Source organism: Methylobacterium sp. E-005 (assembly GCF_022829725.1).
Taxonomy (GTDB): Bacteria; Pseudomonadota; Alphaproteobacteria; order Rhizobiales; family Beijerinckiaceae; genus Methylobacterium.
In genome coordinates this window covers 421,217-444,385 of the sequence record NZ_JAKSYG010000256.1, presented here as the reverse complement: position 1 = coordinate 444,385, position 23,169 = coordinate 421,217, and the positions used below count along the sequence as shown (strand labels likewise).

Below are 23,169 nucleotides of genomic sequence, written 5' to 3'. Positions count from 1 at the left end.
GTCCGCTTCGATACATCAGGCGCCCGAAAGCGGAAGGGCAGGAAGCCACCCATCTCAGACGTTCATGCAGGTGAACTGCGGTAACCGGGATTGGTCGGAAGCGGACCGGCCGCTGCGGAGAAGGCGTGCCGCAAAACCGGACGGCCTCCTGCCGACCCGAGCGGGACGTGTGGACCGTGATCAACTCTTCCGGAAAGGTGATGAGATGGACGCCCCCAACGGCATCGAAGCGCTGGAGTGGGGGTCGTGACGCAAGAACGTTAGATTTGACGTTTCGAATGCGCGCATGTCCCGCCGTCTCCAGAAGGCGCGACATCGTTCAAAGATCAAAGACGGTGGCGCGGCGGCCAAGACAATTGGCCAAGACAAATTCCTGGAGGGCTCGACCGGACGCCGGATTCTAGCTGGCATGCTTCTTGTAAGCTGTCCGCCAGCGCAGCGTCGCCCCCCGGCGGCCGCTACAGGTTGGCGTGCCGTCGAGGCCGCGAGGTTCCGGGTGGCCCGATCTCATCGATCGCCATGACCCTGTTTCAGACCTCAAACCCCTGCGTGACCGGTTGGAAGCCGCCACGCGCTGCCTGAGAGATTCCGATATCCGCCTCCTAAGGAGAGTCGATATGTGCGACCGTCACGGCGATTATCGCGTTCCCGATTTCACGCCCGACTTCTCGCGGTTCAAGCCCAACCGCAGGCGCTTCCTCGGCGGCACCGCCGCGGCCCTGACCTTCGCGGTCGGACCCGGCATGATCGGCCGGGCCGCAGCCGCCACCGACATCCGGGCGACCCACGGCACCGGCTTCTGCAACCTGAACTTCTTCCTGGCCGAGGCGATGCAGCTCGCCAAGGATGACGGGCTGACGATCGACTTCGTCAACACGCCGACCTTCTCGGATCAGGTCACCTTCCTCGGGATGGGCCAGGTCGATGCCGGCGTGATGCCCTATACGAGCTTCATGGCGCTCTACGACGCGGGCGCCCCGGTGAAGATCGTGGCCGGCGGCGGCATCGAGGGCTGCGTGCTCGTGGCCCAGCCCGGCCTCGACAGCCCGGAGAAGCTCAAGGGCAAGACGCTCGGCACCTTCCAGCTCGATACGCTGGAGGTCCTGCCCTACGACTGGCTGAAGAAGAACGGCGTCGCCTTCAAGGACATCACGGTCCGCTACATGGGCTCGACCCCGGAGGCCGTGGAGGCGTTCCGCGCCGGGGCGCTGGACATCATCTCGACGATCGAGCCCTACGGCACGGCGCTGCTCACCGACGTGAAGGGCGCGGTGAAGCTCTCCGACGGCACCGACATCTACGGCAAGGGCTACACCGACTGCGTGCTGGCGGTCCGCAACGAGCTGATCGCCAAGAACCCGGGCGCCGTGAAAGCCCTGATCAAGGGGATGATGAAGGCCCAGGCCCTGGCCGAGAGCGATCCCCAGGCCGCCCTGAACAAGCTCGTCGGCTCCTACTACAAGACCTCGATGAGCAACGCCCAGCTCGCCATGGGCCGGCAGCCCTCGGTGGTGGACGCCCGCAACCAGACGCAGTTCATCCTCGACCGGACCGATTCCGTCGCCGAGATGGGCTACATCAAGAAGAAGCCCGGCCGCGACGCGATCGACTGGACCCTTCTGGAACAGGTCATCGCCGAGAACCCGGATCTCTACGGCAAGCTCAAGCTGAAGTCGGCCTGAGCGGATGGCCGTCGATCTCGCCCGCGCCGCCGTCCCGCACGTCCGGCCGCGCCTCCCGTTCGGTCAGCGCCTCGCGCTGCCCGACGGGTTCATCCCGCTCCTGCAGCGGACCGGCTGGATGCTGGTCTCGGTCGGCTGCTTCGCCGGTCTCTGGGAGCTGCTCTGGGCGTTCGGCATCGCCGATGCCAAGCTCCTGCCGCCGCCGCACATCTTCCTCGGCAACCTCGCCGAGCAGGCGCGCTTCTTCAACACCGCGCAGCGCTGGCAGATCGGCACTGGGATGAATGCCGGCCCGAGCCCCGCCATGGCGGTGCTGATCACCGTGCTCGCCTCCACGGGCCGGGTGCTGGCGGGCCTGGCCCTGGCCGCCACCCTGTCGATCCTGGTCGGCGTGGCGATCCGCTACGTGGTGCTGTTCGAGCGGCTGACCCTGCCGACCATCACGCTGCTGGCGCCCGTCTCGCCGATCGCGTGGCTGCCCGTGGCGATCTTCATGTTCGGGATCGGCAACGCCCCGGCGATCTTCATGGTGTTCATCGCCCTGTTCTTCACGATGGTCCTCTCGACTATCCAGCAGATCGACGGGGTCAACCGGAACTACATCAACGTCGCCCGGACCATGGGGGCGTCGAAGCGACAGATCTACGCCCGGGTGATCGTGCCGGCGATCCTGCCGGGGCTCCTCGCGGTGCTGCGCCTCAACCTGTTCGGCGCCTGGATGGTGGTGCTCGTCGCCGAGGCGACCGGCGTCGGCTACGGGCTCGGCCAGGTGATCATGCTGGCGCGCAACACCTTCAATCCGTCGCTCGTGTTCTTCACCATCACGCTGATCGGCCTGCTCGGCTTCGCCTTCGACCTGCTGTTCCGGCTGATCCAGCGGCGGCTGCTGTACTGGCTGCCGCGCGACACGGGGGCCGCCCTTGGCCTTTGATCTCAGCTCCGACGACGCCGTCTCATGCCACGGCGTCGCCAAGGTCTGGTCGGCCGGCACCGCCCGCGCCCACGAGGCCCTGCGCGACATCGACCTCACCGTGCGGCCCGGCGAGTTCGTGGTGTTCCTCGGGCCCTCGGGCTGCGGGAAGAGCACGCTGCTCTACCTGATCGCCGGTCTTGAGGCCGCCTCCGGGGGGACGCTTCTTTCCTTCGGCGAGGCCGTCACCGGGCCGTCTCCGGAGCGCAGCCTGATCTTCCAGGAGACCTCGCTGCTGCCCTGGCTCAGCGTCTGGCAGAATGTCAGCTTCGGCCTGTCGCTCAAGGGCGTGCCGGAGGCCGAGCGCCGGAGCGTCGCCCGGGCCGCGCTCCAGCGGGTCGGCCTCGCCGAGGCCTTCGACAAGCGGCCGGACGAATTGTCCGGCGGCATGCGCCAGCGCGTGGCGGTGGCCCGGGCGCTGGCCATGCGCCCGAAGGTGCTGCTGATGGACGAGCCCTTCGCGGCGCTCGACGTCCAGACGCGCCAGAAGATGCAGGACTTCCTGCTCGACGTCTGGCGCGACAGCGGCGCCTCCGTGCTGTTCGTGACCCACCACATCGACGAGGCGGTGGCGCTCGCCGACCGGGTGGTGGTGTTCACCGCCCGCCCCGGGCGGATCAAGACGATCGTGCGCAACGACCTCGCCCGCCCGCGCGACCCGTTCTCGCCCGAGGCCGAGGCGATGCGGCGGCATCTCACCGAGCTCCTGCGCGACGAGGTCGACCGGGCCTTCGCCGAGCAGGAAGCGCTCGTCTGACCTTTTCCCAATCAAGACGGACCCAACCATGGCCACATCGCTGATCCGCAGCCGGCGGATGATCACCCGTACCCTCGACCACGATCGCTGGGAGGAGATCGCCGACGGCGCGGTGCTCCAGAAGGACGGGATCATCGCGGCGGTCGGCACCTACGCGGACCTGCACGCCCGCTACCCCGACGCCCCGGTGATCGGCTCCGGCCGGGAGATCCTGCTGCCGGGCTTCGTCAACGGCCACCACCATGTCGGCCTGACGCCGGTGCAGCTCGGCTCCCCCGACATGCCCCTGGAGCTGTGGTTCGTCACCCGCATGGTGGCGCGCAACCTGAACCTCTACCTCGACACCCTGTACTCGGCCTTCGAGATGGTCGGCTCCGGGATCACGACGGTCCAGCACATCCACGGCTGGATGCCCGGCAGTCTGGAGGAGGTCGAGGCGCGCTCCAACGAGGTGCTGCGCGCCTATCGCGACATCGGCATGCGGGTCTCGTACTGCTTCGCGGTCCGCGACCAGAACCGCCTCGTCTACCAGGCGGATAAGGACTTCGTGGCGAGCCTGCCGGCTTCGCTTCAGGACCCGATGAAGCGCTGGTTCGAGCGCTTCCAGATGTCCCTGGAGGATAATTTTTCGCTGTTCCGCAGCCTGCACAGCGGACAGGACGGCGCCAGCCGGGCCAAGATCCAGCTCGCGCCCGCCAACCTGCACTGGTGCTCGGACGCGGCCCTCGAAGGGCTCGCCGGCCTGTCCGAATCCTACGACGTGCCGATGCACATGCACCTCGTCGAGACCGCCTACCAGAAGGCCTACGCCGAGAAGCGCGGCGGCGGCACCGCGGTCGAGTACCTCGACCGGTTCGGCATGCTCGGCCCCCGCCTGACGCTCGGCCATGGGGTCTGGCTCAACGAATCCGACATCGACCGGGTCGCGGCGACCGGCACCTGCATCTGCCACAATTGTTCCTCGAACTTCCGGCTGCGCTCGGGCGTGGCGGCGCTCAACCGCTTCGAGGCGAAGGGCATCAACACGGCGATCGGCCTCGACGAGGCCGGCATCAACGACGACCGCGACATGCTGCAGGAGATGCGCCTCGTGCTCCGCGCCCACCGGGTGCCCGGCATGGACGAGGCCGAGGTGCCGAGCATGGCGCAGGTGCTGCGGATGGCGACTGTCGGCGGCGCCCGCACCACCCCCTACGGCGACAGCCTCGGCACGATCGAGGTCGGCAAGGGCGCCGACATGGTCCTGATCGACTGGGACCAGATCGCCTACCCGTATCTCGACCCGGAGACACCTCTCCTCGACGCGGTGGTCCAGCGGGCCAAGACCGGGGGCGTCACGACGGTGCTGTGCGAGGGCGAGGTGCTCTACACGGACGGGCGCTTCACCCGGGTCGACCGCGACGCCGCCCTTAAGGCGCTGCACGATGACCTGTCGCGGGCGCTCTCGGACGACGAGGTCGAGCGGCGCCAGCTCTCCAAGGCGCTGCTGCCGCACGCGAAACGCTTTTACGCCGACTACATCGACCCGTCGCGGCACGAGCCGTTCTACCGCCCGAGCTCCCGCGTCTGAGCAGACGTGCGGCTCCTCCTCCTCAACCCGAACACCTCGGCCGCCATGACGGCCCGGATAGAGGCCGCCGCCGCGGCGTCGCTCGCCCCCGACGCGGCGCTCACCGCGCTCACGGCCGCCCGGGGCCTGCCCTACATCGCGAGCCGCGCGGAGGCGCAGCTCGCGGGCGCCGCGGTGCTGGAGACCCTCGCGGAGCATCAGGCCGGCTTCGACGCCGCCGTGATCGCGGCCTTCGGCGATCCCGGGCTCATCGCGGCGCGCGAGCTGTTCGATCTGCCGGTGGTCGGCATGGCCGAGGCGGCGATGCTCACCGCCTGCCAGCTCGGCCAGCGTTTCGGCATCGTGACCTTCTCGGGCACGCTGTTGCCCTGGTACGAGGATGCGGTTGCCCTCGCTGGCCTGTCGGCCCGGTGCGCCTGCGTCCGGGCGGTGGCGGCCGGCTTCCGCTCGGTCACGGAAGTCCAGCACGAGCTGGAGGCCGAGATCGTCGCCCTGGCCAACCGGGTCGTTGCCGGGGACGGGGCCGACGCGGTGATCCTGGCCGGGGCTCCGCTCACCGGCCTCGCCGCGCGGGTCGTCGACGCGGTGCCGGTGCCGCTGATCGATCCGCTGGCGGCCGCCCTCGGCCAGGCGCAGGCCCTGGTCCGCCTCGGCGCGCGGCCGCCGCGTGCGGGCCGCTTCGCCCGGCCGCCGGCCAAGCCCGCCACCGGGCTCGCGCCGGCCCTCAGGCGCTGGATCGAGCGGGCCGACGGGGACGACGCCTGACAGACGCCGCGTCAGGCGCCCGCGAACACGCTGCCCCAGCCGGTGATCGCCGCGGTGTCCAGTCCGGCGAGGTCCATCGCCTTCCAGAGACTGACCGCCACGGAATCGTAGACCGGGATTCCGAGCTCCGCCTCCAGGGCGGGCGCCAAAGCGGCGCCTGGGAGGTTGGTGCAGACGATGGCAGCCGCCTCGACGCCCGCGGCGGCGACGGCGCGAACCATCCCGGCAATCTCGGCCTCATCCGCCTCCGCGAAGGAAAAGTTTTCCGACAGACCGAGATGCCGTTCGGCCGAGCAATCGAGCCCGTCGGCCTGCCAATTCGCCTGGATCCGCGCCTGGACGTCGCCCGTATAGGGCGTCACGAGCCCGACACGCCGGATCCTGCGCCGCCGGAACAGGTCGCGGAAGGCCAGCGTCGAGGTTGAGGCCGGCACGCCGGTCCGCTGCGTGATCGCCGCGGACAGGGCCGTATCGTTCGCGAAGCCGAGCCACGCGCCCGCCGTGCCGTTCCAGACGATCGCGGCGACGCGGGCATCGGCCAGCAACGCGGCGGCGTCCAGCATGGGTGCCTGATCGAACTGGTCGAGGGCGGCCGTCGACAGCCCGATCTGCGTCACCCGCAGGCGGGCGAAATGGGCGCTGATCCTGGGCTGGTTCGCCAGCAGGCGCGCTGTCACGGGTTCGAGAACGCTGTTCGACGACGGCGTCAGCATCCCGAGTCGGACTGTTGGCTGTGTGTTTACCATCGACACCCTCACCGCTGCGGCTCGGCGCGCGCCCGGCCCACCCCCGTGGCAAGGATCGTTCCGGCGCGGGCGCGACATGGAACTGGCAGGATGGCATCGGCGCGGTCCGCCCCGGAGCCGCGCGCCGGGAGCATCGGGTGAACAGAATCTCGGCGATCGCCACGGCGGTCCCCGCGCAGCGTGACCGGGTCGAGGCGCGGTTCGATGACCGCGCGCGGTGCGGCCGGGCGGATCCGGGCGTCATGCGGGACTCCTACAGACCGGAGGAGCGTGTGGCGCACGCGGTGGCGTCGCGCTGCTCCGCCGATCTCGGCCTTGCGATCGCGCGGAACGCGGCCGCCAACACCACGCAGCCGCTGCCCGGACGGGACCGGGGCCTGCCGCCGATCCTGATCGGCTCCCACCTCGATACCGCGGCCCATGGCGGTAATCTCGACGGGGCTGCCGGGGGTGATGGCCGGCCTCATCACCGCCAGCGACACCGCGCTCCTCAACCCGTCTCTACCCGAGCGGGTGCGCAAGCTCGAAGTCACGGCCGAGACCGGCATGCGCCGGAACGATCGGATCACGCTGCCCTACCAGCCCTTCATCGGCACGATCGGTACCGCGCGGAGAGTGAGGCAATCTCCGCGCTGCAGCCCGACTATGATGGCGGCAACATGGACCTGTCGGATGTCAGGGTCGACGCGGCGATCTACCTGCCGATCAATGCCAAGGGGGCGATCCTCTACCTCGGCGAATGCCTCGCCGCGCAAGGGGACGGCGAACTCTGCGGCGTCGGGGTGCAGCATCCGACCCACGCGATGGTGCAGATCGACTTGATCCAGGACCGGATGCCGTGTCCGCATTCCTCCTGGTTCAAACTCTCCAACAGCGCTACAAGCCCATGCCTGTCCGCAGAATACGCAGGTCCCGTCAGCTTGGACACGTAACGGCCGGCCCACGAGGAGACGTGGATGATCAGGCCGTCTCGCTGGGCGCGCATCGTCGGCAGCACCGCCCGAGACGCGTAGAAGGGTCCGTTGAGGTTGGCGCCGACCACGGCGTCGATGCCCGATGGCGTGATCTCGCTCCAGCCTCGTTGCGGCATGTTAAGGCCCGCCGAGTTCACCAGCACATCGCAGCGCCCGCAGGCGTCATAAACGGCCTCCCAGGCACGCTGCACGTCGTCGGCCACGCCCCATGTCGGCAGGAGCGACCAGTGCCTCGCCACCCGCCGCACGGACGAGATCCGCTGTGTGCTCGAGATTGTCCCGTCCCCGACCCGTGACTGCAACGCGCATCCCCGCTTGTGCCAGTGCCAGAGCGGCCGCCTGTCCGATACCGGATCCGGCCCCCGTGACCCAAGCGACCTGCCCCGTGATATCGCGCATCATGTCAGCCGATCCTGCACTTGAGACTTGATCCCTACGGCTTGCTGACGAGCGGGCAGCCGCCCTCTGCCAGGGGGCGGAAGGCCTGGTCGGCGGGGATTGTGTCAAGGAGCTTGTACAGATCCCACGGTCCCTTCGACTCGGCCGGCGCCTTCACCTCGAACAGGTACATCGGGTGGATCTTGCGTCCGTCCGCGCGAACCATGCCCTTGCCGAACAGCGGGTCGTCGGTCGGGTTGGCCTTCATCCAGGCCATCGTCGCCTGCGGATCCGTCGACTTCGTCGCCGCCACCGCCTTCAGGTAGTGCAGGAGCCCGGCATACACGCCCGCATGGTTCATCGTCGGCATGCTGTTGCCGTTGCGCTTGTAGAAGCGTTCGGAGAACGCCCGGGTGTCGGGGTTGAGATCCCAGTAGAACGACTCCGTCAGGACCAAGCCCCGCGCGGTCTGCAGGCCGATCGCGTGGACATCGACGGCATAGATCAGCAGGGCGGCGAGCTTCTGGCCGCTGTCGGTGAGCCCGAACTCGTTCGCCTGCTTGACGGCATTAACCGTGTCACCGCCCGCATTGGCCAGACCCACCACCTTCGCGCCGGAAGCTTGGGCCTGCAGAAGGAACGATGAGAAATCGGTGGCGGGGAACGGGACCCGGGCAGCGCCAAGAACCCGACCGCCGCCTTTTTCGATCACCGCCGTGGCCTGGCTCTGCAGGGAAAGGCCAAACGCGTAGTCGGCCGTGAGAAAGTACCACGTGTCCCCGCCCCGCTTGAGCATGGCGCCGGCCGTCCCGTGCGCCAGCGCGTAGGTGTCGTAGGTCCATTGAATCGTGTTCGGCGAGCATTGCTTGCCGGTCAGCTCCGTGGTCCCGGCGCCTGAATCGATGAAGATCTTGTTCTTCTCGCGCGTGACTTGGCTGACCGCAAGCGCCACCGAGGAGGTCGGCACGTCGAAGATTGCGTCGACGCCGTCGCGGTCATACCATTGGCGAGCCACGGCCGCGCCGACATCCGGCTTGTTCTGGTGATCGGCCGAGACGATCTCGACTTGGACATCGGGGTTTGTCTTGGCGAAATCCTCAACCGCCATCTGTGCGGCAACAACAGAGCCTTTGCCGCCGGTATCCGCGTAGACGCCGGACATGTCGTTGAGCACGCCGATCTTGACGCGGATCGGCTGGGCTGCAGCCGGCCCGACGATGGCGGCGAGGCTGATCGCGGCGGTCAGTATGCAGCACCGGAACAACGCCATGTGGACCGTCCTCCGCGGTATATTATGTTCAGGACAGGAGGCACGCCCGGTATTCCAGCGTCAAGCGCTGTTCTGCGGTGCGGCCCGCTTCTCATCGGGGGGTGGGGGCATTTTCGGGTCCTTGAGACATGCAGGCAGGTTCGGGTGCAGCTGCCGTCGAATCCGGCGGAGCCTGCGACCGTCATGTTAGCTCACGCCATTCGGCTGGCGGAGTTTGGCCAAAAGCCGCTTCGGGGAAGAACAGCCGGGCAAGCGGACAGGCTTCGACTCGCTTGATCTGGTTGTCGAAGTCAATGTACGCCGCCTCTGTTAAGCTTTACCACGATATCCCGGCGGTTCACCGTCGCGTCCTTCAACCTCCAGGGCGACCGCTATGCGGGTCAGGTCGAGGCTGACACCGCGCGCACCGATGATCTACAGGCCGAACTGCCTGGTTGAGTCAGGCCGCATCTGGCACGCGACTGGATCACAGCTCTTCAATACAGCTCACCCGAAAGCGGCGAGCACGGCCTTCGGCACCTTGCAAATGTACGTGTATTTCGGATTGACCATCTGCGTGCATCGCGCCTCGGCAATCTGTGCGAGCAGCAAGTAACCCTCCGGCTCGGGGATGTTCCACTCGTCCGCGAGCCAGTAGATCATATCGGCGAACGCGATGCGCATCGCATCCTCGAGCGGGCGGGCACAGCCGAGCGTACACAGATGCGTGGGCGTCTCGATCCGCGGATGGCCGAGCCGCACCGGCGCCGGCACGAGGCTCACCCGCAGGGTCACGTTCGCTCCAATCTCGATCGCCCCCATTCCCACCGCTTCACCGTCACCTTGGAGCGCGTGACAGTCGCCGATGAAGAAATGCGCGCCGGGCTTCTCGACCCGCAGCATCACAGTGTTGCCTGTAGTGACCTCTTGAACGTCGAGATTGCCGCCATGCGTACCGTTGTCGACGGTCAGGACCGCACCATGGACGGGGGCGACGCCGATGACGCCGGCCATCGGCTTCACCGGTAGCCGGAGCCGGTCGTTCCAGATGACATGACCATCATGCACATCGACGACCTTGGTGCGGATGCCCCATTCCTTGCGGCGCACCCAATCCGGGAACATACCGTGCCCGGGCCATAGGGAGCTGTAGCCGCGCTGGCCGAGTTCCATGTCGAGGATCTCGACCTTAAGCATGTCGCCCGGCTTCGCGCCCGCGATCTCGATCGGGCCGGTCGCCCCGTTCACGAACGGGAAGGTGACGTCGGCCTCGGTCAGGTTCTGCCCAAGCTCCTTGATGACGCCGTCGCCGATGTTGATCACACACTCGACCGTGACGATCTCGCCCGGTGCGATCGTGGCGACGAAGGGCTCGTCGCCCGAGAGGGCGTACTTGATCGTTCCTTGTTTGCTGATGCGCTGCGTCACATGGAACTCCTGATGGCGAGGTCGGTGGTATCGCGGTCTAGCGTGGGTCAGAGATGATCCCGCCAGGGCATGAGCGCCCGTTCGGCCCGGCCGACCAGGAAGGTCAGGACGAGGGCCAGCGCGATCGTGCCGACCAGCGCGGCGAAGACCTTCGGGATCGCGTAGAGGGAGCCCGCCTGGAAGATGGCGTGGCCCAGCCCCACAGACGACGACATGAACTCACCGACGATGGCGCCGATCAGGGCGAAGCCGACGGTGAGCTTTAGGCCGGCGAAGATATCGGCGAGGCTCGACGGCACGACAAGCTTGGCAAAAATCTGGGGTTTCCGCGCCCCGAGAGTCCGCAGGAGATTGATCTGGTCCGGATCGACGCCGAGCGCGCCCTTGTAGGAGGTCACGAGGGCAACCACGACGACCGAGAGGGTCGACATCGCCACCTTCGAGGCGAGTCCCGTGCCGAACCAGATGATGATGATCGGGGCGAGTGCGATGATCGGGATCGAGCCGATCGCGACGATGAAGGGTTGGAAGACCCGCGAGACGAAAGTCGAGTACCAGAGCGACAGGCCGGCGAGCGTGCCCACGACGTTGCCGATCAGGAACCCGAGCCCCGTCTCGAGGGCGGTGACGCCCGCGTCGCGCAAGAGCGTGCCGTCGGTTAGACCCGTCCAGAGGAACCGGCCGATCGCGGAGGGTGAGCCGAACAGGAAGGACGCTTGCGGGCTTTGGTATGTCTGCCACTCCCAGACTGCCAGCAGGGCCGCAAGAAGCGCAACCTGCACCAGCAGGACGAGCGCGCCCGCGCGCAGGCGCGCCTTGTCCCGCGGAGGAGCATCGCGGCTCTTTCCAGCGATAGTTGCCAGCCCGGTCACGGCGTCCGACATCTCAGGACCTCGCTGCAGCACGACTAGTGATACGCCCAGCGTGGTCGAACGTGGAGCGTGGGATGTCGAGGTCAGCCCAGATCTGGCGGACGTAGTCGCTGAAACCGGCGCTCTCCCGGGCCCCGATCATGTCATCGGGGGCGCAGTCGAGGTCGATCGTGTAGCTGGCCTTGACGGCGGTCGGCCGCCCGCTCAGCACCAGGACACGATCAGCAATCGAGACGGCTTCCTCGATATCGTGCGTGATTAGAAGCGCGGACCTGGCGCCGTCGCGCGCGAGCCGAACCGTGTCGGCCTCGATCAGGAGCTTTGTCTGGAAGTCGAGCGCCGCGAAGGGTTCATCGAACAGCAGGACGTCCGGATCGTTGATCAGGGTGCGGGCGAGCGCCACGCGCTGGCGCATGCCGCCCGACAGGGTCGCGGGATAGGCGGCGTCGAACCCGTGCAGGCCGAGCTGGTCCAGGAGCGCCCGCGCCCGCTCGTCGGCTCGCCCACGCGGCATTCCGCGCAGTTCGGTGCCAAGCTTCACGTTGTCGAGGGCCGTGCGCCAGGGCAGCAGGAGGTCTTTCTGCAGCATGTAGCCGATTCCACCGGGCGTGCGACCGCGCCGGTCGAGGGGCACGCCGTTCCAGAGGATACGGCCCGAGTCCGCCGGCGTCAGACCGCAGACCGCGTTGAGGAGCGTGGTCTTCCCGCAGCCCGAGGGCCCGACGATCGCGACGATCTCTCCGCGGAGAAGCGCGAAGGTGAGATCGCCGACAACGGACAGGATGCGACCGCCTGTCCGATATGACTTGGCGAGGTGCTCGACGGCGAGCGGAGGCGCGGGGTGATGCGCGGCGTGCGGCACGCCTTCGGACACGGGCGCGCCACTCAACCGGCGCGCTTTGCGGCCTTGTCGGCAAACGTATTGTCGACGACCTGATCGAAGATGAGCGTGCCCTTGATGTTTCCAAGATATTTTTGCATGCCCATCAGACTTTCCCAGGCATCTTTCTCGGTCACGACGCTGGAAGCCGGGATCTTGTATTGCAGCTCGGCGTCGATCGCCGCGTCCACGACGTCACCCGGTAAATCTGGGAATTCGAGCCGCGCGACCTTCTTGGCGTAGTCTGGATCGCTGTAGGTCCTACGCCCGGCCTCCTCGAAGGCCGTTATCAGCGCCTGCACGGTCGCGGGATCCTTCTGGATCGTCCCGGGCAGCACCATGATCCCGGTATTACAGAAGGGCCCGACATAGTTCGAAAAATCGAAGACGATTTGTGCGCCCTGCGCCACCGCTTGCGCCACGCCGGGCTGGTAGGCGACGGCGATGTCGGCCGCGCCGGCGAGCATGGCGGCGATCTCGGTTCCAGGGCTGACCGGGACGATCGTCGCATCGACGCCGAGCTTCATCCCGTTGCTCTCGACGAGGCGCTTGGTGACGCTGAAATTGGTGTTGGGCTCGGGCGATGTGGCGATCCGCTTGCCCTTGAAGTTCTTCGGGTCAGTGAAGGGCTTGACCGTCTTCGAGACTGCAAAGTAGTGGGCCCGCTGAACGACGGTGCCGACGACCATCCCGGGGCCGCCGTTCTCGCGCGAGATCACCACCATCGTGGGATCGCCGATGGCAAAATCTGCCGAGCCGCCCAGTACGGCCGCGAAGCTCTGCGTGTCCCCTCCGGCGGCACTGACCTGCATGTCGAGGCCGTTCTTCCCAAAGATGCCGGCGTGCATTCCGACGTAGAGGTTGATGTAGCCGAGGTTGTGGACGGCCTCGCTGAAGCGGACGGTCTTGAGACCAGCAGCGCGCGCGCCCTTCGGCGCCAGCGGCGCACCGACCGCCAGTCCGGCCAGACCTTTCAGGATCGAGCGCCTACGAAGCAGGGGCGACCAGGATTGAGGCATACGAACTCCGCGAGACGCGAGCAGGCGACCGGTCCATTGCCGCAGACGTGTGATCGCTTTGCTATACGATCGTACGATTACCGCTGTCGGCCATCCTGAGATGCAAATTAGTGGCCAGATCGAGCGGGTGCTCCGGGCAATAGGGACGCCAAGCTGCTCCATAAGCTGCCCACGGCTCTGTCTTACTCATCTGCCGGTCGCGGCCTTTCTCGTGACCGGCATCGTGATGGGTGTCCTTCTGTTCTGCTGCATCACCAGTCAGAATCAGGTGTTCCTGGCGATCGCCGTCAACACCGCGTTCGTGACCGTGGTGATAGTGCGCGTCGCCACGAACAATTTTCGGGCCTTCATCCAGTTAGTCGCGTCGCTCGGACGAGACTGCGCGCCTCGCCCATACAGACAGTCTCACCGAGTTGCTCAACCGACGCTATTTCGTTCAGGAATTCGGTGAGCTCATCTTCGGGGATGGTCCGCGGGAACGGGCCGGCTGCCGTCTCGGTTCGCCCCGTTGCAACACCGACCGCCATCCCAGTGATCGCTCAGCCCGGACGGGCTGCACCGCCAGGATCCGGCCCTCGCCCCTCATCCGATGGAAGGTGAGGTCGTCAGCCATACGAAGGCCGGCCCCTTACGGAACTACACTAGACCTTCGAGACGATTCTGAACCGCACCACCGCCCCGTCCGGCCACGCTGTCCGGTCGGTCCACGTTAGGGCCCGCGGGACCCCAGCCGCCCCCTGACGCGTTGGCCCGCCGAATCCCTCGGAGTGCGCACCATGAAGTTCCCCGTCGACTTTCGTCCCGGGCTCGCTCTCGCGTTGCTATCGGGCGTGGCGCTTCTACCGGTGCCTGCCTCGTCCCAGCAGACCGCTGGACAGGCGACACTCTCGCAGGTGGCGCACTTCGACCATCAGGTCACGGGCATCACCGTGAGCAAGGATGGGCGCATCTTCGTCAACTTCCCGCGCTGGAGCGAGGATGCCCCGGTCTCGGTTGCCGAGCTGAAGGACGGCAAACCCGTGCCCTTCCCGAACGAGGACTGGAACGGCTGGCGCAACGCGAAATCCGACACGGTCGACCCCAAGACCCACTTCGTCTGCGTGCAGAGTGTCGTGGCCGATCAGCAGGACAGACTCTGGGTGGTCGACGCGGCCGCCCCCGCGATGGCGCATGTCATCAAGGACGGCCCCAAGCTCGTCGGCATCGACCTGAAGACCAACCAAGTCGTGAAGACCATCCCGTTCGACACCAGCACCGTCCTGCAGGCCTCCTACATCAACGACGTGCGCATCGCCCCCGACGGGAAGACCGCTTACCTGACCGATTCCGGCGCGGAGGGCGCGCTGATCGTCGTCGATCTCGACAGCGGCTCGGCCAAGCGCGTGCTGTCGGGCCATGCCTCGACCATGCCGGACAAGGGCGTTACCGTTCAGTACGACGGCAAGCCGCTGCGCCGCCCCGACGGGCGCGGCGTGAACTTCGCGGCGGACGGCATCGCCCTCTCGCCCGACGGCAAGACGCTGTACTGGCAGGCGATCAAGGGCAAGACGCTCTACAGCCTGCCGACCGACGCGCTCACCGGCTGGGCCACCTCCTCCTTCGTACCCGAAATGCTGAGCGACCGGACGCTGAGCGGGAAGATCACGACGGTCGGCGAGAACGGCCCCGCTGACGGCCTGCTGATCGCCCGCAAGGATGGGCGGATGTACGTGACCTCCCCGCAGGACAACGCCGTGAAGGTGCGCGACCTGTCGCAGACGGGAGCGAGCCTCACCACCCTGGTCCAGGATTCACGGCTGCGCTGGCCCGACACGTTCAGCGAGGGGCCGGACGGCACGATCTACGTGACCACCTCGCACATCCAGGATTCGGCCGATTACAAGCCCGGCGCGCCGATCAGCCTGCCGACGGAGCTCTGGGCGATCAAGGCCGGCCCGGGGGATGTGACGGGTTCGACCGGAGGAGCGCCGCGCTGAAGCGCGGCGCTCAGCGCGGCGGTGCCGTTTCCCCGTGGTGGCCGAACAGCGGGGTTTCGGCGGCTGCGTTGACGATCACCGCGACATCCGCAGGCAGCAGAAACCCCTCGACCTGCGCGGTACGGGCGGCGGCGCGGACGCGATTCTCGTAGTCCTGCTGATTGCTGTACCGCTCGGCCAGCGACGGCCGGCCGGTATCGTTGCCGTCACTGTTCCGCGCGAACGGTTGATACGCGCCGACCAGAGAGCAGGTGAATTGGGTGAGCGGCGCGTTTTGACCGCCATGAACCCCCAGCGGGACCGCGATGTCCGGTAGCCGCACGCCGCCGATCGGGTTACCGTCAGCGTCGCGCTGCGGCACCTGCACGACCGCCTCGGCGAGCGCCCTCGGCGCCTGCAGGACGTTCGGATCCCCCGGAGCGGGTTGCAACGGCATCAGCCGCGTCGCGGGCGGTGGCGCATTGCGCGCCACCCATCCATCGAGCCGCTGGAGTGTCGCCCGGGCCACGGGCACCCAATCGAGGCGCCCGGGTGGGAGCGAGCAACTCTCCGACTTCACCACCGTGACGTGCGAAGCCCCGGCAACGTCGTACATCCGCACATTCGCTGGCAGCGGAAGATCGGCGGTGCCGTGCGCGCCGGTCCGGCCCAATGAAGCACGCAGTGAGGCGTAATCGACGGTTGAGTTAAGCAGCATCATCTTGGGCGACACTTCCCCCCGCGCCTCGACTGTCTTGACGATCTCGCCGATCGTCAGCGGCCCGTCGTTGACGCCGGGGAATTCGGGATCCGCGAAGTTCGGTGTCTTGTCGCCGCTCGAATGCGGACCGGTGCCGGATTGCAGAATCGGCAGCAACCCTGCGCCTGACACGAAGACGTGCAGGCCGTCGAACACACGCCGCCCCTGCACGACGTTGAAGCCGTGCAACAAGAACGTCTTGAGGAACCGGCCGTCCTGGGATTTGCCGGTGCCGATCGTCCGGTTGATCGCTCCGGTGAGCGGGTTGCGTGTCCCGGCCGAGTCGGCCGCTGCGTGGGCCAGGAAATCGGCAGCATCGCGCACGATCGCGAAGCCGACGCCCTCGACGAAACGCCGCTTGCCGTCCCCGTCGGTAAAGGCCGGGAGATCAGCCCCGCGGCCGAGCTCCCAATAGACCTCTGCGACTGCATAGCCGCGATCCTCCAGGAAGCCGGTGCCGGGCTCGAGGTTGCCGGATTGCATCGGACGGGTGCGGGGGCTGTTGTAGAGCGCGTTCGCGTAGGCGTTACCGCGATTGGGCACGTCGACCAGCAGCGCGCCGTTGCCGGCGGCCGGATCGGACGGGATGAACAGGATGATGCGCGCCGCGTAAGCGACCTTGCCGTCCGGGGTGCGCTCCGCCTTGTCGAGGTCGGGAATGCCCGCCTCATCCGGCGCGAGTTCCCCATGCACCGTACCGTCGAGACGGACGTAGTCCCCCGCCCCGAACGTGCCGTAGGGCTGCCGGTCGGTGATCTCGAGCCGGGCCACCGCGGCTTGCGCGGCATTCCCGCCGAGCGCGACGACCAGTAGCGCGACGGCGCCTGGAAAGCGTCCCATGGCGATCCCTGTGGCGGTCCGGCCTCCTCCGAGCCGGATCCGCCCGCGACCATTGCCGCAGCCGGACGCCCACGCAAGAGAACGAGGAAGCCGCGTTGTTACGTCCGGTTGTCCATCGTCGCCCGCAATTCTCAGCCGTCGGGGGCGCGCGGCCTCTCGGCTTCGTCAGACGGCCTTGCCGACGAGGCTTCCGATCCCGGCGGTGACCGCCATGGCGAGCGCCCCCCAGAAGGTCACGCGCGCCGTGGCCCGCACCAGCGGGGCGCCGCCCGCCTTCGCGCCCAGGGCGCCGAGCACGGCCAGGAACAGTAGCGAGGCCCCCGATACCGTGTAGACCGCGATCGGTCCCGGCGACGCAGCCGCCACGATCAGCGGCATGGCGGCGCCGGCCGAGAAGGTGGCGGCCGACGTCAGGGCCGCCTGGACGGGACGGGCCGCCGTGATCTCCGAGATGCCAAGCTCGTCGCGTGCATGGGCGCCGAGGGCATCCTTCGCCATGAGCTGATCGGCGACTTGGAGGGCCAAAGCGTGGTCGAGGCCCCGGTCAACATAGATCCGGGCGAGTTCCTCCCGTTCGGCCGCGGGATCGCTCGCGAGTTCGCCGCGCTCCCGCTCGAGATCGGCTCGCTCGGTGTCGGCCTGCGAGCTGACCGAAACGTACTCGCCCGCAGCCATCGACATGGCTCCCGCCACGAGCCCGGCGCAACCGGCGACCAGAACCTCGCCGGGCCCGGCCGCGGATGCCGCGACGCCAACGATCAGGCTCGCAGTGGAGACGAGGCCGTCATTGGCGCCGAGCACCGCGGCACGCAGCCAGCCGATCCGGTCGATCAGGTGCCGCTCGATATGGACGGGGCGCATCGTGGTCAGGGGCTCGGCGAGAATGGGATGCGGACCTGGCCTGAGGCATCGGTGTCCCGCGGCAGGATACGGCTGCCCTTCGCGCTCAGGAACCAGAGGCCCGCGGTTTCGTCTCCGGGCCGTCTGGGTCTTACCAGCCCGCGGGCGAGGAGGGACCGGACGGTGCGCATCTCCCAGGGGCCGGGCGACGGCAGGGAGCCCTCACGATCCAACCGGCGCAGCATCATCTGCTGCCCCAGTGTCAGAGCGCGCCAAGCCGGTGATGATTCCGCATCGAACATCGTAGATTGGAACTAATCCAATCTGAGCCCTTCTTGCAAGGTCGACTGCCCTGCGGCTCCCGGCGAAGTGATCGCGTCGCGGATTGCCGCGAGATAGTTGCAATCAGAAGTCGGTGTCGGCCTGCGCGTCCGGCGCACGCCACGGTCGCAAATCCTAATGCGATCCTGAGACCGACGCCCCCGGTCCGCGCTCGAACCCTAACGCGATTTCCGATCATCCTCCGACTTGGCCAAGGCCGGTTGCGGAGCCTCCGCGGCCGGTCCGCCGAACCGGATCAGACCACCATGTTCGACATCGTCTTCATCGCCGGAGGGCTCGCCTTCTTCGCGGCCTCGGCCGGCTACGCCGCCCTGTGCGACCGGCTCTGAGGGAGGCCGCGATGACCCTCGACCTCGCCTTCGGCGCCTGCGTGACTGCGGGCCTCCTCGTCTACCTCACCTACGCCCTCGTCCGCCCCGAGCGGTTCTGAGTGGCCCCGCAGGACTCCCTCCCATGAACCTCAACGGCTGGATCCAGATCGCGCTCTATTGCGCGGTCGTTCTGGCGCTCGTGAAGCCCCTCGGGTCTTACATGACCCGCGTCTTCACCGGAGAGCGCACCTTTCTCTCGCCCGTTCTCGGACCCATCGAGCGCGGGCTCTACCGCGTTTCGGGCATCGATGCCCGCCAGGAGCAGCACTGGCTCGCCTATACGGGGGCGGTCATCCTGTTCCACGTACTGGGCTTCGCGGTGCTCTACGCGATCCTGCGGCTGCAGGCTGTCCTGCCCTTGAACCCGGCCGATCAGACCGCGGTGGCGCCGGACCTCGCGTTCAATACGTCGACCAGCTTCATCACCAATACCAACTGGCAGTCCTACGGGGGCGAGACCACGCTCTCGTACCTGTCGCAGATGCTGGGCCTGACGCACCAGAACTTCCTGTCGGCGGCGACCGGCATCGCGGTGGCGATCGCGCTGATCCGCGGCTTCAGTCGCGCCTCCGCCGGCACGATCGGCTCGTTCTGGGTCGATGTGACCCGCGCCACCCTCTACGTGCTGCTGCCGATCTGCATCCCCTACACGCTGTTTCTCGTGTGGCAGGGCATACCGCAGACGCTGTCGCCCTATGCCGACGCCACGACACTGGAGGGGGCCAAGCAGACGATCGCGCTGGGCCCGGTCGCAAGCCAGGTGGCAATCAAGATGCTCGGCACCAATGGCGGCGGCTTCTTCAACGCCAACGCCGCGCATCCGTTCGAGAACCCCACGGCGCTGTCGAACTTCGTCCAGATGGTCTCGATCTTCGCGATCGGCGCCGCGCTCACCAACGTCTTCGGCCGCATGGTCGGCGACGAGCGCCAGGGCTGGGCGATCCTCGGCGCCATGGGGCTCCTGTTCCTTGCGGGCGTCCTCATCACCTACTGGGCCGAGGCCAACGGCAGCTCCGTCCTGAACAGTTTCGGGCTGACCGGCGGCAACATGGAGGGCAAGGAGACCCGCTTCGGCATTGCAGCCTCGGCGCTGTTCGCGGTGATCACCACCGCGGCCTCCTGCGGCGCCGTCAACGCCATGCACGACTCGTTCACGGCGCTCGGCGGCCTGATCCCGCTGGTGAACATGCAACTCGGCGAGGTCATCATCGGCGGTGTCGGCGCCGGACTCTACGGCATGCTGATCTTCGTCATCGTGGCAATCTTCGTGGCGGGCCTGATGGTCGGCCGCACCCCCGAATACCTCGGCAAGAAGATCGAGGCGAAGGAGGTGAAGATGGCGATGCTCGGCATCCTCTGCCTGCCGCTGATGATGCTGGGCTTCACCGCGCTCGCGACGGTGCTGCCCGCGGGCCTCTCAGGCCCGGCCAATGCCGGGCCGCACGGCTTCTCGGAGATCCTCTACGCCTACACGTCGGCGGCGGCCAATAACGGCTCGGCCTTCGGCGGCCTGACGGCCAACACGGTGTTCTACAACAGCACGCTGGCCATCGGCATGCTGGTTGGCCGGTTCTTCGTGAAGATCCCGGTGCTCGCCATCGCGGGCTCGCTCGCGGCGAAGAAGCGGGTACCGGCCTCGGCCGGGACGCTCCCGACCCATGGCGGCCTGTTCATCGGGCTGCTCGTCGGCGTGATCCTGATCATCGGCGGCCTGACCTTCTTCCCCTCGTTGGCGCTCGGTCCCGTGGTCGAGCACCTCGCGGGCGCGGCCGGCCAGACCTTCGCCACGGGGGGCTGAGATGCCGCGCGCCCTCCCCTCCCGGCGCATGCCGCGCCACCACCTCGTGCTGCATCGGCCGCCGCCCCGGCGCGGCCGAGCGCAGCCGGTGCGGACCTCCGATCTCGTGCTCGCACTCTCGGGCGTCGTGCTGCTCGGCGGCTTCGCGCTGCTCGCGGCCTACGCCGTGAGCAGCGGCCTGCTGGCCCCCTGATCCCCACCACGCCCGGCGCGCCGCGCCGGGCTCCCCCACCCCCTCGGGCATTCTCCATGTCGCGTCAGACATCCTCCCTGTTCAGCGCCGCCCTGGTCGGGCCGGCCCTCCTCGGCTCCATCCGAAAACTCGATCCGCGGGCGATGATCCGAAACCCGGTCATGTTCGTGGTCGAGGTCGTGGCCGCTCTCACGACGGTCCTGTTCGCCCGCGACCTCGCCACCGGCGGCAACGACCTCGCCTTCTCTGGCCAGATCATTCTCTGGCTGTGGTTCACCCTGATCTTCGCCAACTTCGCCGAGGCGCTGGCGGAGGGCCGTGGCAAGGCGCAGGCCGAGAGCCTGCGGCGTACCCGCACCGAGATGACGGCCAAGCGGCTGAGCGGCCTGGGCCACAACTACGAGCGTGTGTCCGGCACCTCGCTCAAGGTCGGCGACGTCGTCCTCGTGGAGGCCGGCGACCTGATCCCCTCCGACGGCGAGGTGATCGAGGGGGTCGCTTCCGTGAACGAAGCCGCCATCACGGGTGAATCCGCCCCGGTGATCCGTGAATCCGGCGGCGACCGCTCGGCGGTGACCGGCGGGACGCAGGTGCTCTCCGACGCGATCAAGGTCCGCATCACCGCGGCTGCCGGTTCGACCTTCGTCGACCGCATGATCGCGCTGGTCGAAGGCGCCTCGCGGCAGAAGACGCCGAACGAGATTGCGCTCAACATCCTGCTCGCCGGCCTGACCCTCGTATTCGTCTTTGCAGTGGCCTCGATCCCGAGCTTCGCGAGCTACGCGGGCGGGTCGATACCCGTGATCGTGCTGGTCGCGCTTTTCGTGACCCTGATCCCAACCACGATCGGCGCCCTGCTCTCGGCCATCGGCATCGCCGGCATGGACCGGCTGGTCCGGTTCAACGTGCTCGCCATGTCGGGCCGGGCGGTCGAGGCCGCGGGCGACGTCGACACGCTGCTCCTCGACAAGACCGGCACCATCACCCTCGGCAACCGGCAGGCCACGGAGTTCCGGCCGGTCCGGGGCGTCACCGAGCAGGAACTGGCCGATGCCGCCCAACTCGCCTCGCTGGCCGACGAGACGCCGGAAGGCCGCTCCATCGTGGTGCTCGCCAAGGAGACGTACGGCATCCGCGCCCGCGATATGGCGGGACTTAACGCCACCTTCGTTCCCTTCACCGCGCAGTCGCGCATGTCGGGCGTCGACCTGGAGGGCGCGTCCATCCGCAAGGGCGCCGTCGACGCGGTGATCGCCTCGCTGTCCGGCCAGCCCGTGCCGAGCCGGGGCTCGAATGCGGCGCTCGCCTTCCAGACGGCGGCCGACAGCCAAGCGGCGATCGAGATCCGGACCATCGCGGAGACGATCGCCAAGGCCGGCGGCACGCCGCTCGCGGTGGCCCGCGACGGGCGGCTGCTCGGCGTCGTCACCCTGAAGGACATCGTGAAGGGCGGCATCCGCGAACGCTTCGCGGAGCTGCGCCGGATGGGCATCCGCACGGTGATGATCACCGGCGACAATCCGATGACCGCAGCCGCCATCGCGGCGGAAGCCGGCGTCGACGATTTCCTCGCCCAGGCCACACCGGAGGACAAGCTGGCGCTGATCCGCAAGGAGCAGGCGGACGGCAAGCTCGTCGCCATGTGCGGCGATGGCACCAATGACGCCCCGGCCTTGGCTCAGGCCGATGTCGGCGTCGCCATGAACACCGGCACGGTGGCGGCCCGCGAAGCCGGCAACATGGTCGACCTCGACAGCGATCCGACGAAGCTCATCGAGATCGTCGGCATCGGCAAGCAGCTGCTGATGACCCGCGGTGCGCTGACGACCTTCTCGATCGCCAACGACGTCGCCAAGTATTTCGCCATCATCCCGGCGATGTTTCTCGGGCTGTACCCGCAACTCCAGGCCCTCAACGTCATGCATCTGGCCTCGCTGCAGAGCGCGATCCTGTCGGCGATCATCTTCAACGCGCTGATCATCGTGGCGCTGATCCCGCTCGCCCTGCGCGGCGTGACCTATCGCGCCGTCGGTGCCGCCGCGCTGCTGCGCCGAAACCTGCTGATCTACGGGCTCGGCGGCGTCCTCGTGCCGTTCGTCGCCATCAAGGCGATCGACCTCGCCGTCAGTGCCCTCCACCTCGCCTGAACCGGTCCCTCGGAGACCTTCCATGCCCACACACTTTCGCCCCGCCCTGGTCCTGCTCACCGCGCTGACGGTGATCACCGGTCTCGCCTACCCCCTCGCGATGACGAGCCTTGCCGGCGTCATCTTCCCCGCAAAGGCCGCCGGCAGCCTGATCGAGCGCAACGGTACGATCGTCGGCTCCAGCCTGATCGGGCAAAACTTCACGGGGGCCGGCTATTTTCACGGCCGGCCCTCGGCGACCACCGCGCCCGACCCTGCAGACGCCTCCAAGTCGGTGCCGGCACCCTACAACGCCGCGAACTCCTCGGGCTCAAATTTGGGGCCGACCAGCGCGGCTTTGGCCGAGCGGGTGAAAGGTGATGTCGACGCCCTGAAAGCCGAAAACGCCGCAGCGCCGGTGCCGGTCGATCTCGTCACCACCAGCGGATCGGGCCTCGATCCCGACATCTCGCCCGCCGCCGCCGACTTCCAGGTCCCCCGCATCGCCAAGAACCGCAAGATCGCCGAGGCTCAGCTGCGCGATCTCGTGGCGTCCCACACCGAGGGCCGCGCGCTCGGCCTTCTCGGCGAGCCAAGCGTGAACGTCCTGGCGCTGAACCTTGCTCTGGACGGTCTCCCCAAGCGCTGAGCGAC

The 23,169-nt window shown here is 67.8% G+C and carries 22 protein-coding genes and 1 pseudogene; 13 read left to right on the top strand and 10 right to left on the bottom strand.

Annotated elements, in window-relative coordinates:
* The first annotated feature begins 617 nt into the window (after positions 1-617).
* From MKK88_RS33090 to MKK88_RS33070, 5 genes are read left to right on the top strand one after another with little or no spacing between them, the layout of a single operon-like run.
* A complete protein-coding gene (locus MKK88_RS33090) occupies positions 618-1,682 on the top strand; it encodes an ABC transporter substrate-binding protein (RefSeq protein ID WP_244007907.1) in 1,065 nt (354 codons plus the stop codon).
* Positions 1,683-1,686: 4 nt separating this feature from the next.
* The gene (locus MKK88_RS33085) at positions 1,687-2,613 is read left to right on the top strand and encodes an ABC transporter permease (protein WP_244007905.1); all 927 of its coding nucleotides are present in this window, start codon (positions 1,687-1,689) and stop codon (positions 2,611-2,613) included.
* Positions 2,603-3,409 (top strand): ABC transporter ATP-binding protein, encoded by an 807-nt coding sequence (locus MKK88_RS33080; RefSeq protein ID WP_244007903.1) that lies wholly within the window; start codon positions 2,603-2,605, stop codon positions 3,407-3,409. The genes MKK88_RS33085 and MKK88_RS33080 overlap by 11 nt, the downstream gene beginning before the upstream one ends.
* Positions 3,410-3,437: 28 nt before the next feature.
* Entirely contained in the window at positions 3,438-4,979 is a 1,542-nt protein-coding gene (locus tag MKK88_RS33075; protein ID WP_244007901.1) for an amidohydrolase family protein, read from the top strand.
* Between the two features lie 6 nt (positions 4,980-4,985).
* A complete protein-coding gene (locus tag MKK88_RS33070) occupies positions 4,986-5,744 on the top strand; it encodes an aspartate/glutamate racemase family protein (protein ID WP_244007899.1) in 759 nt (252 codons plus the stop codon).
* An 11-nt stretch (positions 5,745-5,755) separates the two neighbouring features.
* Here MKK88_RS33070 and MKK88_RS33065 read toward each other — a convergent pair whose 3' ends face one another.
* Positions 5,756-6,457, bottom strand: coding sequence for an aspartate/glutamate racemase family protein (locus MKK88_RS33065; protein ID WP_409566740.1), 702 nt, complete (start codon positions 6,455-6,457; stop codon positions 5,756-5,758).
* A gap of 275 nt (positions 6,458-6,732) precedes the next feature.
* Here MKK88_RS33065 and MKK88_RS33060 point away from each other — a divergent pair.
* Positions 6,733-7,266 (top strand): annotated as a pseudogene (locus MKK88_RS33060) (acetamidase/formamidase family protein); the annotation flags it as partial.
* Here the strand turns inward: MKK88_RS33060 and MKK88_RS34360 are convergent.
* The 7 genes from MKK88_RS34360 to MKK88_RS33030 form a co-directional block, all read right to left on the bottom strand.
* Positions 7,218-7,601: an SDR family oxidoreductase gene (locus MKK88_RS34360; protein WP_409566743.1), complete on the bottom strand. Its 384-nt coding sequence runs from the start codon at positions 7,599-7,601 to the stop codon at positions 7,218-7,220. The pseudogene MKK88_RS33060 and the gene MKK88_RS34360 sit on opposite strands and share 49 nt — an antisense overlap.
* Positions 7,602-7,626: 25 nt before the next feature.
* Positions 7,627-7,863 (bottom strand): SDR family NAD(P)-dependent oxidoreductase, encoded by a 237-nt coding sequence (locus MKK88_RS34020; protein WP_279602739.1) that lies wholly within the window; start codon positions 7,861-7,863, stop codon positions 7,627-7,629.
* 34 nt (positions 7,864-7,897) lie between these two features.
* Positions 7,898-9,112 (bottom strand): ABC transporter substrate-binding protein, encoded by a 1,215-nt coding sequence (locus MKK88_RS33050; RefSeq protein ID WP_244007895.1) that lies wholly within the window; start codon positions 9,110-9,112, stop codon positions 7,898-7,900.
* 486 nt (positions 9,113-9,598) lie between these two features.
* A complete protein-coding gene (locus tag MKK88_RS33045; protein ID WP_244007893.1) occupies positions 9,599-10,519 on the bottom strand; it encodes an acetamidase/formamidase family protein in 921 nt (306 codons plus the stop codon).
* Between the two features lie 47 nt (positions 10,520-10,566).
* The gene (locus MKK88_RS33040) at positions 10,567-11,403 is read right to left on the bottom strand and encodes an ABC transporter permease (protein WP_244007891.1); all 837 of its coding nucleotides are present in this window, start codon (positions 11,401-11,403) and stop codon (positions 10,567-10,569) included.
* A gap of 1 nt (position 11,404) precedes the next feature.
* The gene (locus tag MKK88_RS33035; protein ID WP_244007889.1) at positions 11,405-12,265 is read right to left on the bottom strand and encodes an ABC transporter ATP-binding protein; all 861 of its coding nucleotides are present in this window, start codon (positions 12,263-12,265) and stop codon (positions 11,405-11,407) included.
* Positions 12,266-12,276: 11 nt separating this feature from the next.
* Positions 12,277-13,452, bottom strand: a complete 1,176-nt coding sequence (locus MKK88_RS33030; RefSeq protein WP_244007887.1) for an ABC transporter substrate-binding protein — start codon at positions 13,450-13,452, stop codon at positions 12,277-12,279.
* A 614-nt stretch (positions 13,453-14,066) separates the two neighbouring features.
* Here MKK88_RS33030 and MKK88_RS33020 point away from each other — a divergent pair.
* A complete protein-coding gene (locus MKK88_RS33020; RefSeq protein ID WP_244007885.1) occupies positions 14,067-15,266 on the top strand; it encodes a major royal jelly family protein in 1,200 nt (399 codons plus the stop codon).
* A gap of 10 nt (positions 15,267-15,276) precedes the next feature.
* Here the strand turns inward: MKK88_RS33020 and MKK88_RS33015 are convergent, their stop codons facing one another.
* Both MKK88_RS33015 and MKK88_RS33010 read right to left on the bottom strand, forming a co-directional pair.
* Complete coding sequence (locus tag MKK88_RS33015) at positions 15,277-16,776, bottom strand: alpha/beta hydrolase domain-containing protein (RefSeq protein ID WP_244007883.1); 1,500 nt, start codon at positions 16,774-16,776, stop codon at positions 15,277-15,279.
* 234 nt (positions 16,777-17,010) lie between these two features.
* Positions 17,011-17,706, bottom strand: a complete 696-nt coding sequence (locus MKK88_RS33010; protein WP_244007881.1) for a VIT family protein — start codon at positions 17,704-17,706, stop codon at positions 17,011-17,013.
* Between the two features lie 521 nt (positions 17,707-18,227).
* Here MKK88_RS33010 and MKK88_RS34015 point away from each other — a divergent pair.
* The 6 genes from MKK88_RS34015 to MKK88_RS32985 are packed head-to-tail and all read left to right on the top strand — an operon-like array spanning position 18,228 to position 23,164.
* Positions 18,228-18,356, top strand: coding sequence for a hypothetical protein (locus MKK88_RS34015; protein ID WP_279602691.1), 129 nt, complete (start codon positions 18,228-18,230; stop codon positions 18,354-18,356).
* An 11-nt stretch (positions 18,357-18,367) separates the two neighbouring features.
* On the top strand, positions 18,368-18,457 hold the full coding sequence (locus MKK88_RS33005) for a K(+)-transporting ATPase subunit F (protein WP_244007879.1): 90 nt from the start codon (positions 18,368-18,370) through the stop codon (positions 18,455-18,457).
* Between the two features lie 23 nt (positions 18,458-18,480).
* Positions 18,481-20,196, top strand: a complete 1,716-nt coding sequence (kdpA, locus tag MKK88_RS33000; protein WP_244007877.1) for a potassium-transporting ATPase subunit KdpA — start codon at positions 18,481-18,483, stop codon at positions 20,194-20,196.
* Between the two features lies 1 nt (position 20,197).
* Complete coding sequence (locus tag MKK88_RS32995) at positions 20,198-20,389, top strand: hypothetical protein (RefSeq protein ID WP_244007875.1); 192 nt, start codon at positions 20,198-20,200, stop codon at positions 20,387-20,389.
* 56 nt (positions 20,390-20,445) lie between these two features.
* Positions 20,446-22,536, top strand: a complete 2,091-nt coding sequence (gene kdpB, locus MKK88_RS32990; RefSeq protein ID WP_244007873.1) for a potassium-transporting ATPase subunit KdpB — start codon at positions 20,446-20,448, stop codon at positions 22,534-22,536.
* A 22-nt stretch (positions 22,537-22,558) separates the two neighbouring features.
* The gene (locus MKK88_RS32985; RefSeq protein ID WP_244007871.1) at positions 22,559-23,164 is read left to right on the top strand and encodes a K(+)-transporting ATPase subunit C; all 606 of its coding nucleotides are present in this window, start codon (positions 22,559-22,561) and stop codon (positions 23,162-23,164) included.
* The last annotated feature ends 5 nt before the right edge of the window (positions 23,165-23,169 follow it).

Coding starts and splice junctions, on each gene's coding strand:
- MKK88_RS33010 (WP_244007881.1), bottom strand. CDS start 17,706: ATGCGCCCCGTCCATATCGAGCGGCACCTGATCGACCGGATCGGCTGG.
- MKK88_RS33090 (WP_244007907.1), top strand. CDS start 618: ATGTGCGACCGTCACGGCGATTATCGCGTTCCCGATTTCACGCCCGAC.
- MKK88_RS33005 (WP_244007879.1), top strand. CDS start 18,368: ATGACCCTCGACCTCGCCTTCGGCGCCTGCGTGACTGCGGGCCTCCTC.
- MKK88_RS33030 (WP_244007887.1), bottom strand. CDS start 13,452: ATGGAGCAGCTTGGCGTCCCTATTGCCCGGAGCACCCGCTCGATCTGG.
- MKK88_RS32985 (WP_244007871.1), top strand. CDS start 22,559: ATGCCCACACACTTTCGCCCCGCCCTGGTCCTGCTCACCGCGCTGACG.
- MKK88_RS33085 (WP_244007905.1), top strand. CDS start 1,687: ATGGCCGTCGATCTCGCCCGCGCCGCCGTCCCGCACGTCCGGCCGCGC.
- MKK88_RS33050 (WP_244007895.1), bottom strand. CDS start 9,112: ATGGCGTTGTTCCGGTGCTGCATACTGACCGCCGCGATCAGCCTCGCC.
- MKK88_RS32995 (WP_244007875.1), top strand. CDS start 20,198: ATGCCGCGCGCCCTCCCCTCCCGGCGCATGCCGCGCCACCACCTCGTG.
- MKK88_RS33075 (WP_244007901.1), top strand. CDS start 3,438: ATGGCCACATCGCTGATCCGCAGCCGGCGGATGATCACCCGTACCCTC.
- MKK88_RS33020 (WP_244007885.1), top strand. CDS start 14,067: ATGAAGTTCCCCGTCGACTTTCGTCCCGGGCTCGCTCTCGCGTTGCTA.
- MKK88_RS33065 (WP_409566740.1), bottom strand. CDS start 6,457: ATGCTGACGCCGTCGTCGAACAGCGTTCTCGAACCCGTGACAGCGCGC.
- kdpB (WP_244007873.1), top strand. CDS start 20,446: ATGTCGCGTCAGACATCCTCCCTGTTCAGCGCCGCCCTGGTCGGGCCG.
- MKK88_RS33040 (WP_244007891.1), bottom strand. CDS start 11,403: ATGTCGGACGCCGTGACCGGGCTGGCAACTATCGCTGGAAAGAGCCGC.
- MKK88_RS34020 (WP_279602739.1), bottom strand. CDS start 7,863: ATGCGCGATATCACGGGGCAGGTCGCTTGGGTCACGGGGGCCGGATCC.
- kdpA (WP_244007877.1), top strand. CDS start 18,481: ATGAACCTCAACGGCTGGATCCAGATCGCGCTCTATTGCGCGGTCGTT.